13 protein-coding genes are annotated in these 15,523 nt (G+C 61.4%); 9 read left to right on the top strand and 4 right to left on the bottom strand.

Features of this window, described 5'->3' with window-relative positions; all coding sequences use genetic code 11:
* Positions 1–10: 10 nt before the first annotated feature.
* Together ACN0SO_RS24455 and speB are read left to right on the top strand one after the other, a co-directional pair.
* Positions 11–1,222 (top strand): MFS transporter, encoded by a 1,212-nt coding sequence (locus tag ACN0SO_RS24455; protein WP_417682047.1) that lies wholly within the window; start codon positions 11–13, stop codon positions 1,220–1,222.
* Positions 1,223–1,292: 70 nt separating this feature from the next.
* Positions 1,293–2,258: an agmatinase gene (speB, locus tag ACN0SO_RS24460; protein ID WP_417682049.1), complete on the top strand. Its 966-nt coding sequence runs from the start codon at positions 1,293–1,295 to the stop codon at positions 2,256–2,258.
* Positions 2,259–2,319: 61 nt separating this feature from the next.
* Here speB and ACN0SO_RS24465 read toward each other — a convergent pair whose 3' ends face one another.
* The 3 genes from ACN0SO_RS24465 to ACN0SO_RS24475 form a co-directional block, all read right to left on the bottom strand.
* Positions 2,320–2,613, bottom strand: coding sequence for a hypothetical protein (locus ACN0SO_RS24465; protein ID WP_417682051.1), 294 nt, complete (start codon positions 2,611–2,613; stop codon positions 2,320–2,322).
* A 128-nt stretch (positions 2,614–2,741) separates the two neighbouring features.
* Positions 2,742–3,962, bottom strand: coding sequence for a glutaredoxin family protein (locus tag ACN0SO_RS24470; RefSeq protein ID WP_417682053.1), 1,221 nt, complete (start codon positions 3,960–3,962; stop codon positions 2,742–2,744).
* 95 nt (positions 3,963–4,057) lie between these two features.
* Positions 4,058–4,585, bottom strand: coding sequence for a DUF6653 family protein (locus ACN0SO_RS24475; RefSeq protein ID WP_417682055.1), 528 nt, complete (start codon positions 4,583–4,585; stop codon positions 4,058–4,060).
* A 355-nt stretch (positions 4,586–4,940) separates the two neighbouring features.
* Between ACN0SO_RS24475 and ACN0SO_RS24480 the strand changes: the two genes are divergently transcribed.
* Positions 4,941–7,265, top strand: a complete 2,325-nt coding sequence (locus ACN0SO_RS24480; RefSeq protein ID WP_417682057.1) for a putative bifunctional diguanylate cyclase/phosphodiesterase — start codon at positions 4,941–4,943, stop codon at positions 7,263–7,265.
* Here ACN0SO_RS24480 and ACN0SO_RS24485 read toward each other — a convergent pair.
* Positions 7,244–9,049 carry a PHA/PHB synthase family protein gene (locus ACN0SO_RS24485; protein WP_417682059.1) on the bottom strand — a complete coding sequence of 602 codons (1,806 nt, stop codon included), beginning with the start codon at positions 9,047–9,049 and terminating at the stop codon, positions 7,244–7,246. The genes ACN0SO_RS24480 and ACN0SO_RS24485 overlap by 22 nt on opposite strands.
* Positions 9,050–9,232: 183 nt before the next feature.
* On the opposite strand from ACN0SO_RS24485, the gene ACN0SO_RS24490 reads away from it, so the two are divergent.
* The 6 genes from ACN0SO_RS24490 (at position 9,233) to ACN0SO_RS24515 (ending at position 15,485) form a co-directional block, all read left to right on the top strand.
* Positions 9,233–9,547 carry a hypothetical protein gene (locus tag ACN0SO_RS24490; RefSeq protein ID WP_417682061.1) on the top strand — a complete coding sequence of 105 codons (315 nt, stop codon included), beginning with the start codon at positions 9,233–9,235 and terminating at the stop codon, positions 9,545–9,547.
* Between the two features lie 124 nt (positions 9,548–9,671).
* A complete protein-coding gene (locus tag ACN0SO_RS24495) occupies positions 9,672–10,889 on the top strand; it encodes an LL-diaminopimelate aminotransferase (RefSeq protein WP_417682063.1) in 1,218 nt (405 codons plus the stop codon).
* Between the two features lie 29 nt (positions 10,890–10,918).
* Positions 10,919–12,244, top strand: a complete 1,326-nt coding sequence (locus ACN0SO_RS24500; protein WP_417682065.1) for a homoserine dehydrogenase — start codon at positions 10,919–10,921, stop codon at positions 12,242–12,244.
* Between the two features lie 64 nt (positions 12,245–12,308).
* Positions 12,309–13,304: a class II fructose-bisphosphatase gene (gene glpX / locus ACN0SO_RS24505; protein ID WP_417682067.1), complete on the top strand. Its 996-nt coding sequence runs from the start codon at positions 12,309–12,311 to the stop codon at positions 13,302–13,304.
* A 51-nt stretch (positions 13,305–13,355) separates the two neighbouring features.
* Positions 13,356–15,191: a single-stranded-DNA-specific exonuclease RecJ gene (gene recJ / locus ACN0SO_RS24510; RefSeq protein WP_417682068.1), complete on the top strand. Its 1,836-nt coding sequence runs from the start codon at positions 13,356–13,358 to the stop codon at positions 15,189–15,191.
* Between the two features lie 93 nt (positions 15,192–15,284).
* Positions 15,285–15,485, top strand: a complete 201-nt coding sequence (locus ACN0SO_RS24515; RefSeq protein ID WP_417682070.1) for a hypothetical protein — start codon at positions 15,285–15,287, stop codon at positions 15,483–15,485.
* The last annotated feature ends 38 nt before the right edge of the window (positions 15,486–15,523 follow it).

The raw sequence follows: 15,523 nt of genomic DNA on the forward strand, positions 1-15,523 counted from the left end.
GAGACCGCTCGTGTCCGGTTCAGAAATAACTGCTTCCATACCCCTTTGGCGCGATTTGCGCGCCGTGGCTCTGCTGATGGTCGGTACCTTGAAGATCATGGCGAATGCCACGATCAGTCCCGCGCTTGCGGGGCTGGCGGCGAGTTTCGCCGCGACGGCCCACGCGGGGCTTTTGACCCGGCTGCTCGTTCCGGCTCCTTCGCTGTCGGTGATCCTGCTCGCGCCGGTGGCGGGGCTTCTGGCGGACCGCTTCGGCCGCCGGCCTCTTCTTCTTTCCGGGATTGTGCTGTTTGTCCTTGCCGGGACCTCTGGGCTCTATCTTCCCGACTTGCCGTCGATCCTGGGGAGCCGTCTCGTTCTCGGCGTCGCAGTTGCGGTCGTGACCACCGCGCAGACGGCCCTGATTGGCGACTATTTTTACGGAGACCGGCGCAGTACGTTCCTGAGCTGGCAGGTGGCGGCGACCAATTTCGGCGGCTTTTTCTTTATCGTGCTTGCCGGCATGCTGGCAGGTGTGTCGCCGCGCTTGCCGTTTACCGTCTACGGTCTTGCCGCCCTGTGCCTACCCGTTGCGTGGATAGCCGTGACCCGGGAGCCGATACGCGCGGCGCATGCGTCCCGGCCGCAGGACCGGCCGGAGGCAGGTCGTGACAGGTGGGGGCTTGGCATATCCGGCGTGACGGCGCTGACGCTGGCAACGGTCATGCTGTTTTTCATGATGCCGACCCAGCTTCCGTTCTTCACGGAGTCCCTGGGACTGGACAGCGCATCCTGGACGGCGACCGCACTCGGAACTCTGACACTGACCGGAGGATTCGTGGCGCTGGCGCACAGCCGGATCCTTGCCACGCTGGGGCTCGCCCTTACCTACGCACTCGGATATGCGTTGATGGCCCTGGGCTTCGGCCTGCTGTCGGCGGGCACGGCGTCGCAGTTGCTTGTGCCGGCAACCGCCTCGATCGGCGGCGGCTATGCGCTGGTCATGCCGAATTTCATCATTCAGGCGCTCAGGGCGGCGCCTGCCTGGCGCCGAGGGTTCGTGTCCGGCATCATCACCACGGGCATGTTTTCAGGACAGCTCATATCGCCCCTGGTCAGCACCCCGATTGCCCAAAGCGTGGGGTTCGGGGAGACCTTTGCCGGCACCTGTCTGATCCTTGCCGTCATGGCCGCGGCGGCCCTTCTGGTATCTTTGGCGGGTAGGCGCGGGCGAGCCGTCTAACGGCTTGTCCGGATCTCGCAAACGGGCTACGGCTTGGGAACCTGAAGTATCCGGACCTGTGGAGCTATCGATGGATACGAAATACCCGCTTCCGATCGACAACGCCTTTCTGGGGAAATCGCTGAAAGGCGGCTCCCATGAGCCGACATTTGCCGGCGCGCTGAGTTTCATGCGCCGCCGGTATAGTCGCGATCTGAACGGCGTCGATCTGGCTGTCTGGGGCATTCCCTTCGATGCGGCCGTCTCCAATAGGCCGGGCGCGCGATTCGGTCCGCAGGGGGTGCGTAGGGCATCGGCGATCTTCTGCGGCGATCCGCAATATCCGTTCCATATCGATCCGTTCGAGACGCTTGCGGCCGTCGACTACGGCGACTGCGTTTTCGATTACGGCCTCCATGCGGAAATTCCCGGCCATATCGAGCGGCAGGCGACCGAGATCCTCGACGCGGACACCCATCTCTTTTCCATCGGCGGCGATCACTTCGTCACCTGGCCGCTGCTCAAGGCGCATGCGGCGAAGTTCGGCCCGCTGGCGCTCGTCCAGTTCGATGCCCATCAGGACACGTGGGACGACGACGGCGGGAGGATCGACCACGGCAGTTTCGTCGGCCGGGCGGTTCGCGACGGCATCATCGATCCGGAACGGTCCATTCAAATCGGCATCCGCACCCATGCGCCCGACACGTTCGGCATTGAGATCATCCATGGCTACGACATCGACACGCTCGGTATCCAGGGGGTGATCGAGAAGATCGAGGCCCGCACCGGCGTTGGGCCGGCCTACATGACCTTCGACATCGACTGCCTCGACCCGGCCTTTGCGCCGGGCACGGGCACGCCGGTCTCCGGCGGGCTGTCGTCGCGAGAGGCGCTGGCCATCCTGCGCGGGCTGGGCCGGATCGATTTCGTCGGTGGAGATGTGGTCGAGGTGGCACCTGCCTATGATCATGCGGACATTACCTCGATTGCCGGCGCGTCCGTGGCGCTCACCTATATCGGCCTTCTGGCCGAGCGGCGCGCGAAGCAGGAGCACTAACGACAAAAGGCGAGGCTCCGTAGAGGCCTCGCCCTTCGTCCAGGGGGAATGCGGCAGGCGTTTAACGGGCCCGTTTCGGCTGGTAGCGCTCGAACTGCTGCTTCGTGATGCGCGGCGCCAGTTTGGTCGTCCGCGCGGAAGAAGACGCGCTTTCGTCGCAGGTGTCGCCGCCGCCGCCGGCCTTGCAGATATCGGTGACAATCTGCTTGATGCAGTCGTCGGACAGGTTCGGCCAGGTCTGGCCCGCGCAGGCGTCTTCCGATCCACCGCCGTTGCTGCTGGCCAGAGCCGGTGCGGAGAGGGAGACAAGGCCGCCGATCAGGGCTGTGGCTGCGACAAGTGCAATCTTTTTCATTTTGAATACTCCAAATCAGTTTGTTGAAATCAATGTCGTGTTGACGGGAGCAACAATAGGCGGGGGCTCTTGAACCGGTCTTGAACCGGCCGTTCAGCAGGCATTCAGCATTTTGGAAGGGGTACGGCCTAGCGCAGCAACTGCGGATAAAACGCGAGAAGACCGCCCAGTCCGATCATCAGGAGACCGCCGGCAAACTTGCAGAACCCGGCGTATTTCTCGCCCGCGAACCGGTCGACGGCAAAGGCGGCGGCGAGAAAGATGATCAGGTCGTCCAGCATGAAGGACAGTACGTAGAGCAGGATATAGAGATAGTAGGAGAGAGCCGAAAGATCCGCGACCGACAGCACATGGGTGAACAGGGCGGGCATGGCGGAGGAGCATATGAACTCGATCGAGTTCACCGCAAAGGCCAGGCCGACGATGCCGGCGAAACTCGCAAGACCCAATGGCGAGGTAACCAGATGGCGGATTTTCATCCGTGTCTTCTGACGGCTGTCGAGATCCCCGACCGCGCAGACCAGCTGGCCGCCGCTCCGGACAAATTCCTCCAGACTAAGGGCGCCGAAATAGATGGCCGCCAGTCCGATGAGCACCGTCAGCGCATGGATATAGCCGAGGAGCAGAAACACGTTCAGCCAGGCGGTCATGAACAGGAAATAAAGGACGCCTGAGGCGAACAGGAAGGTACCGATCAGGATGTAGATCCGGGACCGGTCCTTTATCCCGATGATCAGCGAAATCAGATAGACCAGCACCCACATGGCGCAAGGGTTGAAGCCGTCCATCACGCCGAGCACGACGGCCAGGGCGGGCAGGGACAGTTTGAACGGGTCGATCTGGCCGATGACCGGCAAATTCAGCTTTTCCTTGCCGGGGGGCGGTCCGGCGACGGCTTCGGAGTTTTCCGTTCCGTAAAGGGCCTGCCGGATCCACATCTCGATAAGGGCGCCGGTCGTTTCCGCCTCATGGAAGCCGAGCAGATGCTTGTCGCCGATAAACAGCAGCGGTGTGCCGATCCGATCGGTCGGCAGGCCGTGGTCCCGCATGAAGCGGACCATCAGGTCCAGCTCCTCGTCCAGATTGATGTTATGCGTGACAAGGTGGAGTTCGGGATAGTCGGGCTTGATCCTGTCCAGGAAGGCCAGTTCCTTGCGGCAGTGTGGGCATCCGGGCGCATAGAAGACGTGAACGGTGACGCCGGGGTTCGCCGGGTCTACGGTTTCTGCGGCCTGTTGCTGCGGTCCGCGCGCTAGAAGAAAGATGAGAAGGGTGCCGAGAACCAGGAAAAGCCCGGTGCGGAACCGGTTCTGAAACATCGCTTTCAGAAGGGCCGTCACGCCTGCCATGGGAGAGGGTCCGCCTGCCTCAATCTTATGCGCCTATCATGCCACCGACCGGGCGAGCGATAAAGGAGACGTGATGTCGCGACGCTTGCGAGGCACTACATCTGCAAGCCGCACGTGTTCTTGCGCCGCTGCCTGTTGTCATTGTCCGGAACAGACGTCCAGAACCGGTAGAGCGGGTGTGCATCGTGCATGCGTTCGTAGAGGGCCACCATTCGGTCCAGAAACACCAGCTTTCCGGCATAGGTGACGATCGTTCCCGAGAGCGTCAGCCACAAGTGTGTTTCCACGGCGCCGAGAACGGCGACGATAAAACCGACGCCGGCAACCACGGAGAGCAGCAGAGCCTTGTTGGCATCTTCCTGCGGGATCGGAACCAGCATCCGGTTGAGCCAGATGCGTTCGCCAAGGGTGGCCTTGGCGGCCCAGGAACCCAGATAGGAGGGCGGAGAAAACAGGCGCGGATTGAGCCAGAGCCAGATGACCACAAGGCCCGTGGCAAGTGCGGCAAGGCCGGCGCCGATCCAGACGTGGCTCCAGATTGCCAGAAGCAGCAGGGGAAGCGTCGCCATACGCGAGTAGACGCTGAGCGGAGACGCGTGGCGGTTCCAGACTTTCGGGGACATGCCGAGCGCCCTGATCTGTCCGGCAGGCATTGTCTGATATTGCCTCGGGCGAGGCATGGGGATCTGTTGCGCCTGCTTCATTGCGTTGGTTCGGATTATCCGCTCCGTTGTCGTGCCGGAGGCTCAACTTAACGCTTCTGTCTGTTTATCGCAATTTCCGACATGGGAATCCTTGTGATGAAACGCCAAATGTTTCGCTCCGTAATGCGCAAGGTTATAATCGGCTTTCATGGATCACGCCTCGGCCAAAGTGCGGATCCATAAATCTTACCATGTTATCCTGATATAAATGTTTGCAGACCTAAACTTCTGCGAAATCGAACATATGTGACAACTTCCAGGAGGCCTCATTCCCATGAGGAGAGCCTTCCCAGATCGCGGCAGGCACGATCATGCCGATATGATCATCAGCGATTTTATCGCCCGGATCCAGCCGGCCGACGGACAAGTTGCCGCACCTGAAATTCCGTTCGACCGGATGATGCTGGAAGATGGCTGGTTACGAAGGACCTTCGACCAGGTTTCAGACTATCTTTTCATCAAGGATCGCCAGTCCCGTTTCGTGATGGCGAACAGGACCGTTGCCGCCGACATGGGAGTCGCGTCTCCGGAGGATCTTCTGGGGAAGTCGGATTTCGATCTGCACCCGAAGGCGCTTGCCGAAAAATTCCATGCCGACGAGCAGGAAATCATGCGCACAGGCAAGCCGAAGGTCGACTACGAGGAGTTTGTCTTTCTCAAGGACGGCCGTCGCCGGTGGCTTGCGTCCTCCAAATTTCCCTTGCGGTCGGCTTCCGGCGAGATCGTCGGAGTTTTTGGGATCTGCAGGGACGTATCGGTCCGGCGCCAGGCTGAGGATCTGGTCAAGGGGCACAGCCGGATTCTGGAAATGATCGCTGCCGGCGCCCCACTGCCGGAAATCCTGGAAAATCTCGTTACCCTCATGGAATCCCAGCTTTTCGGTGTTTGGGGCTCCATCCTTCTGCTCGATGAAGACGGCGTTCATTTGCGCCATGGCGCTGCTCCCTCTCTGCCAATGGCCTACACGCAGGCGATCGACGGCGCCGAGATCGGTCCGGTTGCCGGCTCCTGCGGCACCGCGGCGTTTTTCGGCAAGACGGTGATCGTGGAAGACATCGCAACGGATCCCCTGTGGGCGGATTACAAGGAAGTAGCGCTTCCGTTCGGTCTGCGCTCCTGCTGGTCCACGCCGATCTTCTCTCCCGATGGCAAGGTGCTCGGCACTTTCGCCATGTATACGGGGAGCGCCGCCGCGCCCGGCGATCGTGAGCGCAGTCTCATCCGGGACACGACCCGAATTGCATCCATTGCGATCGAGCGCTACCGGAGTGAGGCGCAGATCCGCTACATCGCCCATCACGACAGTTTGACGGGGCTGCCGAACCGTCGGGATTTCACGTTTCAGCTCGATCGGCTTATTTCGTCCGACGGGGACCGGTTCGCCCTGATTTTCCTCGATATCGACCGGTTCAAGACCGTCAACGACTGCTTCGGCCATGCGGTCGGCGACATGGTGCTGAAAACCGTTTCCGAACGGATCCGGGACTGTCTTGCTCCCGATGACAAGGTCATCCGCTTTGGCGGAGACGAATTCGTCATCGTCATACAGGGGGAGCGGTCAGAACAATGCGGGCTGGACGCGCTGCTGTGCGAGATCGGCCGGCTTGTCGCGCTTCCCATCCATTGCGATGAACAGGCGTTTCATGTCACCTGCAGCATGGGAATTGCGCGGTGTCCCGAGGACGGTGTCGTATCCGACGATTTGCTGGTTTGGGCCGACAATGCCATGTACCAGGCAAAGGAATCCGGCCGGGACACGTTCTGCTATTACGAGGACAGCATGTCCTCGGACGGGCCGTCCAGGATGCGCCTGCTGGAGGATCTGCGCTGCGGTATCGAACGCAACGAGTTCGTGCTCGAATACCAGCCCCAACTGGACCTTTCCTCCGGCCGGATCTGTGGTGTCGAGGCGCTGGTGAGGTGGGAACATCCCGATTTCGGCCGGATGATGCCCGGACAGTTCATTCCCCTTGCGGAGGATGCGGGCAGTATCAAGCTGCTGGGGCGTTGGGTGCTGAACGAAGCCTGCCGGCAGATCAAATCCTGGCTGGATGCCGGTTATGAAATCGAGACCGTCGGGGTCAATGTTTCCGCGCGCCAGTTCCGGGATGCGAGCTGGACCGCCGATGTGCTGAAGGCTCTGGAAAGCAGCGGCCTGCAGCCGCGGTTCCTCGAACTGGAGATAACCGAAAGCCATCTGATCCAGGACAAGTTCTACGCCGTCCAGGTCATGGAGCAGCTTCGAGCGCTTGGCGTCGGGCTGGCCATCGACGATTTCGGCACCGGCTATTCGAGTCTGAGTGCCCTCAGCGAGTTTCCGCTGAACCGGCTCAAGATCGACCGGGCGTTTATCGAAAAGACGTCATTCGACGAAAAATCGCGCGGTATTGCCCGGACGATCGTCTCTCTCGGCCAGGTCCTGGATCTCGATGTGGTGGCGGAGGGGGTTGAAACGGCCGAGCAACTGGATTTTCTGAAATCCATCGGCTGTAACAAGGTCCAGGGCTTCTATCTCGGGCGTCCCGTTTCCGCCGCACAGCTGGAAAGCAAACTGGCCGCGCAGGCCGGAACAAGGTCTCAGACCCGTCTTGCGACGTAACTTCCCGGCGCATCACCGAGTATTTTCATGCGATAGGCACCGGGCTTCCTGGCCTTGGCCAGGGTGTCGTCCTGCTTGCGAATCCAGGCGTCCCAATTGGGCCACCAGGAGCCGGGTGTCTCTTTCGCCTTGGCGAGCCAGTCCTCGAGCGAGCCTTGCGGTTTTCCATTGGTCCAGTACTGGTACTTGCCCTTGGCAGGCGGATTGACGACGCCTGCGATATGCCCGGAACCGGACAGAACGTATTCCACCGGACCGCCGAAGCAGCCCGAGCCGACGAAAACCGACCTGGGCGGCGCGATATGGTCCTCGCGGGTGGCGAGATTGTAGATCGGAATCTTGACCTTCTTCAGATCGAGCTTCTGGTTATCGATCACCATTTCACCCTTGGACAGCTTGTTTTCCAGGTAGCAGTTGCGCAGGTAGAACGAATGGTTGGCCGCGGGCATGCGGGTGCTGTCGGAATTCCAGTAGAGCAGGTCGAACGGGAAAGGGTCCTGACCCTTAAGATAGTTGTTGACCACATAGGACCAGATCAGGTCGTTGGACCGTAGCATGTTGAAGGCGGAGGCCATCTTGCTGCCGTCCAGATAGCCGCGCTCGGCCATCCGCTTTTCCAGGACCTGGATCTGCTCCTCGTCGACGAAGACCTTCAGATCGCCGGCATGGGTGAAATCGACCTGGGTGGTGAAGAAGGTCGCCGTCTTGATCCGCTCGTCGCCCTTGGCGGCCATGTAGGCGAGGGTGACGGCGAGCAGCGTACCGCCGACGCAATAGCCGATGGCGTTGACTTCCTCCTGCCGGGTGGCGCGCTTGATGATATCGAGCGTGTTGAGGATGCCTTCCTTCATGTAGTGCTCGAAGCTCTTTTGCGCCTGGCGCTCATCCGGATTGACCCAGGAAATCACGAATACCGTGTGACCCTGGTCGACCGCCCATTTTATGAAGGATTTTTCCGGGGTCAGGTCGAGGATGTAGAACTTGTTGATCCAGGGCGGCACGATCATCAGCGGCCGCTTCAGGACCTCGTCCGTCGTCGGTGAGTACTGGATCACCTGGCAGACGTCGTTTTCCGCGATCACCTTGCCGGGGGTGGTGCCGATATTGACGCCGAGCTCGAACTTGGTCGGGTCTGTCTGGCGGATCCTCACGTCGCCGCGGCCGGCCTTGATGTCCTCCATCAGGTGCTGCATGCCCTTGACCAGGTTCTCGCCATTGCTCTCCAGGGTCAGGCGCAGGAGCTCCGGGTTGGTCAGGACGAAGTTCGACGGCGAAATCGCGTTGGAGATCTGCTTGACGTAGAACTCGGCCTTGTGGCGGGTGTGCTCATCGAGCTCCTCCGCCTCCAGCACCATGTCCTCGGCCCATTTGCTGGTAATCAGGTAGAGCTGCTTGATGAAGTCGAAAAACTGGTTTTCGTTCCAGTCCGGATCGGCGAAGCGCTTGTCGCGCGGCGGCGCGGTGACGGCGGGCGCCACGGTTTCGCCCATCATCCGCTTCAGCGACGAATTCCAAAGCTCGATATAGCCGGACCAAAGGCGCGACTGGGCCTCAACCGCGCGCTGCGGATCGGAGATCCAGTATTCACTCACCTGGGCAAGCGTCTTGATGACGCCCGTCAACTCGTCCGTGGAGTCGTGCTTGATCTCGCCCTTCTCGCGCGGCTCGATGTAGGCGGCCAGTGCCTTTCCGGCATTTTCGAGCGTCTTGGCGAGGTTCTGGGCAAAGGCTTCGGGGTTGTTGATGATATACTGCAGCATGGGATGCTGGCGGTCGTCGGCCATCTGCGCGCGTATCCTCCGAACTTATCTTTTTGTTGGCGCAATGAACGATTGCTTGCGCCGGTCCCCGGCATTATCAGTCATTTATGACATACATAGTGCCGTGACGTCGAATAGGAATTGCAGGTGACCTGGCAATCGGTGGTGTTTTGCTTCTGTCTGGGAGGCTTTGTGTCCGGGTGCGCCATGAGCGACGAAACATCGCTTGTCGGTGCCCTGAATGCGGAAACCGAGTGGGCTGAGCCTTCCGTTCAGCGGGATCGACCGGCACAGCCGACGTCAGTGACCGCGGCAAGAGCCGCGGAGGCCGGAGGTTCGACTTTGAGCGAAGAAGAAGAACGGGCAGCGACCATGGAACATCTGAAGGCGCTTGCGCTTACCAATCAGGATGGACAGGGGCGTTCGCTTTCGACGTCCGTTGCCGAGCTGAAGCGGATTCAGGCGACCCACGGCAATACCGCACTATCGGAGATTTCCGGCGCAAATGCTGCGCAAAATTAGCCGGCTACCGCTATTAGGCGGATGCGGAACTGAAATCATGCTGCTAAAAGAGCGCAGCCGAACGGCAGTCCGTTTGCCGGCCAGGCAGAAACGATGAGAGTTGAGGACCACGAGGACCCGCGCCATGGAGGAATTTCACAAGACACGGCGGCTTCCGCCTTATGTGTTTGAACAGGTCAACCGGCTCAAGGCGAAGGCGCGCGCGGCGGGGGCGGACATCATCGATCTCGGCATGGGCAATCCGGACCTGCCGACGCCGCAGCACATCGTCGAAAAACTGACGGAAACCGTTCAGAACCCGCGTACCCATCGCTATTCCGCCTCCAAGGGTATTCCCGGTCTTCGCAAGGCGCAGGCGGCCTATTACGGCCGACGGTTCGGCGTGAAGCTCGATCCGGACAGCCAAGTGGTCGCCACGCTGGGTTCCAAGGAAGGGTTTGCCAACATGGCCCAGGCGATCACCGCGCCGGGTGACGTGGTGCTGGCCCCCAATCCCAGCTACCCGATCCACACCTTCGGCTTCCTGATGGCCGGCGCCGCGATCCGGGCGATCCCGGCCGAGCCGGGTCCCGACGTGTTCCACGCCCTGGAGCGCGCCGTCATACATTCGGTGCCCAAGCCGATCGCGATCATCCTGTGTTATCCGGCGAACCCGACCGCCTATTGCGCGGATCTGGATTTCTATAGGGATATCGTCGCTTTCGCGCGCAAGCACGAGATCTTCATCCTGTCGGATCTGGCTTATTCGGAGATCTATTTCACCGACACGCCGCCGCCGTCGGTGCTCCAGGTTCCGGGCGCCATGGACGTGACCGCGGAATTCACCTCGCTGTCCAAGACTTTCTCCATGCCGGGGTGGCGCATGGGCTTTGCGGTCGGCAACGAGCGCCTGATCGCAGCCCTGGCCAGGGTGAAGTCCTATCTTGACTACGGCGCGTTCACGCCGATCCAAGTCGCAGCGGCGGCGGCACTCAACGGGCCGGACGATTGCATTGTCGAAACGCGGGCGATCTACAAGAAGCGTCGCGACGTGGTGATCGATTCCTTCTCGCGCGCCGGTTGGGAGATCCCGGCGCCGGACGCCAGCATGTTCATCTGGGCGCCGATCCCGGAAAAATTCCGTTCCCTCGGCAGTCTGGAGTTTTCCAAGCTTCTTCTGGAAAAGGCGGAAGTCGCCGTTGCGCCGGGCATCGGGTTCGGCGAATACGGAGACGATTTCGTCCGCATCGGTCTCGTCGAGAATGAGCAGCGCCTGCGTCAGGCTGCGCGGAATATTCGCCGGTTCCTTGAAACCGCGGACGAAACATTGCAAAACGTGGTCCCGCTCGGGGCTTCCCGCTGATTTCTGATACGAACTGGAATTCCTAAAATATGGCAGATGCTTTGAAAGTCGGGGTCGCCGGCCTTGGAACCGTAGGAGCTTCCGTGGTCCGGCTGCTCGCCAAGCATGGGGACATGATTGGCCGCAAGAGCGGTCGTGCGGTGAAAGTGACCGCCGTGTGCGCGCGCGACAAGAGCCGCGACCGGGGGATCGACGTTTCCGACCTCGACTGGTTTACCGATGCAGTGGAAATGGCGGAAAAGGCCGATATCGATGTCTTCGTCGAACTGATCGGCGGCGACAGCGGGCCGGCGGAAGTCAGCGTCCGCACAGCCCTTGCCAATGGCAAGCACGTGGTGACGGCCAACAAGGCGTTGCTTGCCCGCCACGGCGTGGACCTGGCGAAGCTTGCCGAGGAACATGACGTCTGCCTGAATTACGAGGCCGCGGTGGCCGGGGGTATTCCGATAGTCAAGACGCTCCGCGAATCCATGTCCGGCAACGAGGTGTCGCGCATCTACGGCATCCTGAACGGGACCTGCAATTATATCCTGACGCGGATGGAAGCCGAAGGCATCAGCTTCGAGAAATGTCTCGCCGATGCTCAGCGGCTCGGGTACGCCGAGGCGGACCCAACCTTCGACATTGAAGGCAATGATACGGCGCACAAGCTCGCCATCCTCACCAGCCTGGCCTTCGGCACGGAAATCGCCGACGACAATATCTACATGGAAGGCATAACTTCCATTACCACGGCCGATATCCAGGCCGCGGACGAACTCGGTTACCGGATCAAGCTGCTGGGCGTGGCCCAGCGGACAGATACCGGTATCGAGCAGCGGGTACATCCGACGATGGTGCCGAAATCCTCCGCCATCGCCCGTATCGACGGCGTTTTGAACGCGGTGGCCATCGACGGCGACTTCGTCGGTGAAATCGTTCTTGTCGGCCCGGGCGCCGGCGGCGATGCGACCGCATCCTCCGTCGTCGCCGATATCGCGGATATTGCCCGCGGCGACGAAACTCCGGTTCTCGGGATGCCGGCGAAGGATCTGAAGGAATACAAGCGCGCCCGCATGCGCCTGCATGAGGGCGGTTACTATATGCGCCTGTCGGTTTACGACCGGCCGGGAGCCTTTGCCGAAATCGCGCGTTGCATGGCCGATGCGGGGATTTCGCTTGAGTCGATCGTTCAGCGTCGCCATCCGGCGCCAGGCGATGAAGATCATACTGCCGGGGAGGTCGCACCTCAGCCTGTCATACTTATTACCTATGAAACGACCGAAGTTGCGGTTAAAGAGGCGCTTGAAGTGATTATGTCGAAGGGCGTGGTCGCCGACAAGCCGCAGATGATCCGCATCGAAAAGCTGAAATAACGATTGCTTTATGCGGGCTGGCGCTTCGAGCGCGCCCTTAGGGACAGAGGGACTGGAGATTTTGATGTCGAAAACTGATGCTGCCGGAAGCGCTGCGCTGGATCGTATTCTGACGCTTGAACTGGCACGCGTTGCCGAACGTGCCGCGGTTTCGGCTGCGCGCCTGCGCGGCCACGGTGACGAGATGGCGGCCGATCAGGCTGCGGTGGATGCCATGCGGCGCGAATTGAACCGCCTGCCGATCGATGGCACCGTCGTTATCGGCGAAGGCGAACGCGACGAAGCACCGATGCTCTATATCGGCGAGAACGTTGGCACAAAGAAGGGCCCGAAGGTCGATATCGCGCTGGATCCGCTGGAAGGCACCACCATCTGCGCCAAGAACCTGCCGAATTCGCTCGCCGTGATCGCCATGGCGCCGGCCGGTGATCTTCTGAACGCGCCGGACAGCTACATGGACAAGATCGCCATCGGACCCGGCTATCCGGCCGGCCTGATCGATCTGGACGCACCGATCGCCGAAAACCTGGCCGCGGTGGCCAAGGAAAAGGGCGTGAAGATCAACGAGGTCACGGCCTGCGTGCTCGACCGTCCGCGTCATGCCCGCCTGATCGAGGACATTCGCGCAACCGGTGCCGCCATCCGCCTGATCGGCGACGGCGACGTGGCCGGTGTGATCCATACCACCGATCCGGATGAAACCGGCATCGACATCTATGCGGGTATCGGCGGGGCGCCGGAAGGCGTTCTTGCGGCGGCCGCGCTGCGTTGCATCGGCGGCCAGATGCAGACCCGTCTCGTCATCACCCGTGACGAGCAGGTGGAACGCGCCCATCGCATGGGCATCGACGACATTTCCCGCAAGTTCACCCTTGAGGAAATGGCGGGCCCGGACGTGCTGTTCGCCGCAACCGGCGTGACCGACGGCAACATGCTGCAGGGCGTGCGCTTCGGCCGGAACTGCATCACGACCCATACGGTCGTCATGCGCTCTTCTACCGGCACCGTGCGTTATCTGAAGGCGCAGCACAACCAGCTGGAAAAATTCCACCTCGATTGAGGACAGGCAATTGATGTTGGGCGGATTGCTCCCGACAGGAAAGAAGATCCCATGAACGGCCCGACCGGCAGTGACGGTTCGGGCCGTCTCGTTCTGGGTGTTGCCCGTTCGGCCAACGACAACGCGTGGCGCGAACGGCTCGACCAGGCGCAGGCGCTCAATGCCATGACGATCGCCCAGCGGCTCGGCGTGCCGGACGTTTTGGCGCGGGTCATGGCGGCACGCGGCGTGGAGCCGGAAGGGGCGGAAGATTTCCTGGCTCCCTCGCTGAAGCTGCTGATGCCGGATCCATCCCTGCTGGTCGACATGGATGCTGCCGTCGCCCGTTTGGCCGATGCGGTGCAAAGCGGCACGAAGATCGCGATCTTCGGCGACTACGACGTGGACGGGGCGACGTCTTCTGCCATCCTCGCCAAATACCTGCGCTGGCTGGGGCTCGATCCGGTCATCCATATTCCGGACCGGATCATCGAGGGCTACGGGCCCAATGGTCCCGCCATCGAGGCACTCAAGGAAGGCGGGGCGGGACTGCTTGTCACGGTCGATTGCGGCAGCACCTCCTTCGAGGCCTTCGAGGTCTCCAAAAAGCTGGGCCTTGAAGTGGTCGTCATCGATCATCACCAGGTCGGCGAGGAACTGCCCGAGGTTCGGGCGCTGGTAAACCCGAACCGGCAGGACGATCTGTCGGGGCAGGGGCATCTGGCTGCGGTCGGCGTCACGTTTCTGTTCCTGGTCGGCTTGAACCGGGAACTCCGACGGCGGGGCTTTTTCCAGGGGCATGGCTTCCAGGGACGGGGCGAACCGGACCTGATGGGGCTGCTGGACCTGGTCGCTCTCGGCACCGTGTGCGATGTGGTGCCGCTGAAAGGTCTCAACCGCGCCTATGTCACCCGCGGCCTTGCGGTCATGCACAAGCGGCTCAATCCGGGACTGGCTTCGCTCGCCGATGCGGCGCGGGTGGCAGGAAAGCCTGCACCGTATCATCTGGGCTTTCTGATTGGTCCCCGGATCAACGCCGGCGGCCGGATCGGCGACGCGGCGCTGGGTGCGCGGCTTTTGACCTGCGAGGACGGATTCGAGGCCCGCGAGATTGCCGCGCGGCTCGATCAGCTCAATACCGAACGCCAGGCCATGGAAGCGGTGATGCTGGAACAGGCCGGTGCCCAAGCCGTTATCGCGCTCGATCGGAGCGACCCGGCGGTGCTGATCACCGGCTCCGAGGACTGGCATCCGGGTATCGTCGGACTGATCGCTTCCCGTTTGAAGGAGGCCCACCGCCGGCCTGCTTTCGCCATCGCCTTCGACGAAACAGGTAAGGGGACCGGCTCCGGTCGGTCGATCCAGGGGGTCGACCTCGGCAAGGCCGTGCGCCAGGCGGTCGACCTCAAGCTCCTGGAAAAGGGCGGTGGCCATGCGATGGCGGCCGGCCTGACGGTCATGCGCGACAAGCTCGAGGATCTGACCGCTTATTTCAACGAAACGCTGGCTGAGGATGTGGAAGATGCCGCGTCGAAACGCGATCTGAAGATTGACGGCGCGCTGACGGCGGCCGGAGCCACGCTGGACCTGATGGAAAAACTGGAACGAGCAGGACCGTTCGGTGCCGGGCATCCGGAGCCGGTGTTCGCCTTTCCTGCCCACCGCGTCGCCTTTGCCGATGTTGTCGGCAAGGGGCATGTGCGTGCAAGCATTGCCGCGCCGGACGGAACAACTCTCAAGGCGATCTCCTTCAAGGCGGATGACAAGCCGCATGGCAAGGTGCTGCTGGAGGGACGGGGCCGGAACCTGCATGTGGCCGGAACGTTGTCCATCGATACCTGGCAGGGCAGTCCGAAGGTGCAGCTTCGCATCCTCGACGTCGCGGACCCGCAAAAGGTCCGGATCTGATCGCCTTGTTAATTATGCTTAATCGCCGTTAACCAATTGGCAACGTCCCCGGCCTAGCCTTCTCGAAGGCAGAAGGAATCGCCGGGGGCTTACATGCACGCTCAGGAAGAGCTGAAGAACCTTTTCATCGAAATCGAACAATCCAGCGACCGGGCGCTTGCCGGTCTGCGGAAGGTCAGGGCAACCACAAAGCTGGAGGCCTTGCCGGGCAACCGTCAGATGGCAGCAGTGCAGGCGGCCTTTCTCGGCGCGCTGGCCTCGCTGATGGCGCTCTGGCTCAGCCGCGGAGCCTAGAGCATCCTCTTTACGTGTCCTGAAATATCGGGCAGAGG

It is taken from the genome of Roseibium sp. (assembly GCF_048260565.1).
Taxonomy (GTDB): domain Bacteria; phylum Pseudomonadota; class Alphaproteobacteria; order Rhizobiales; family Stappiaceae; genus Roseibium.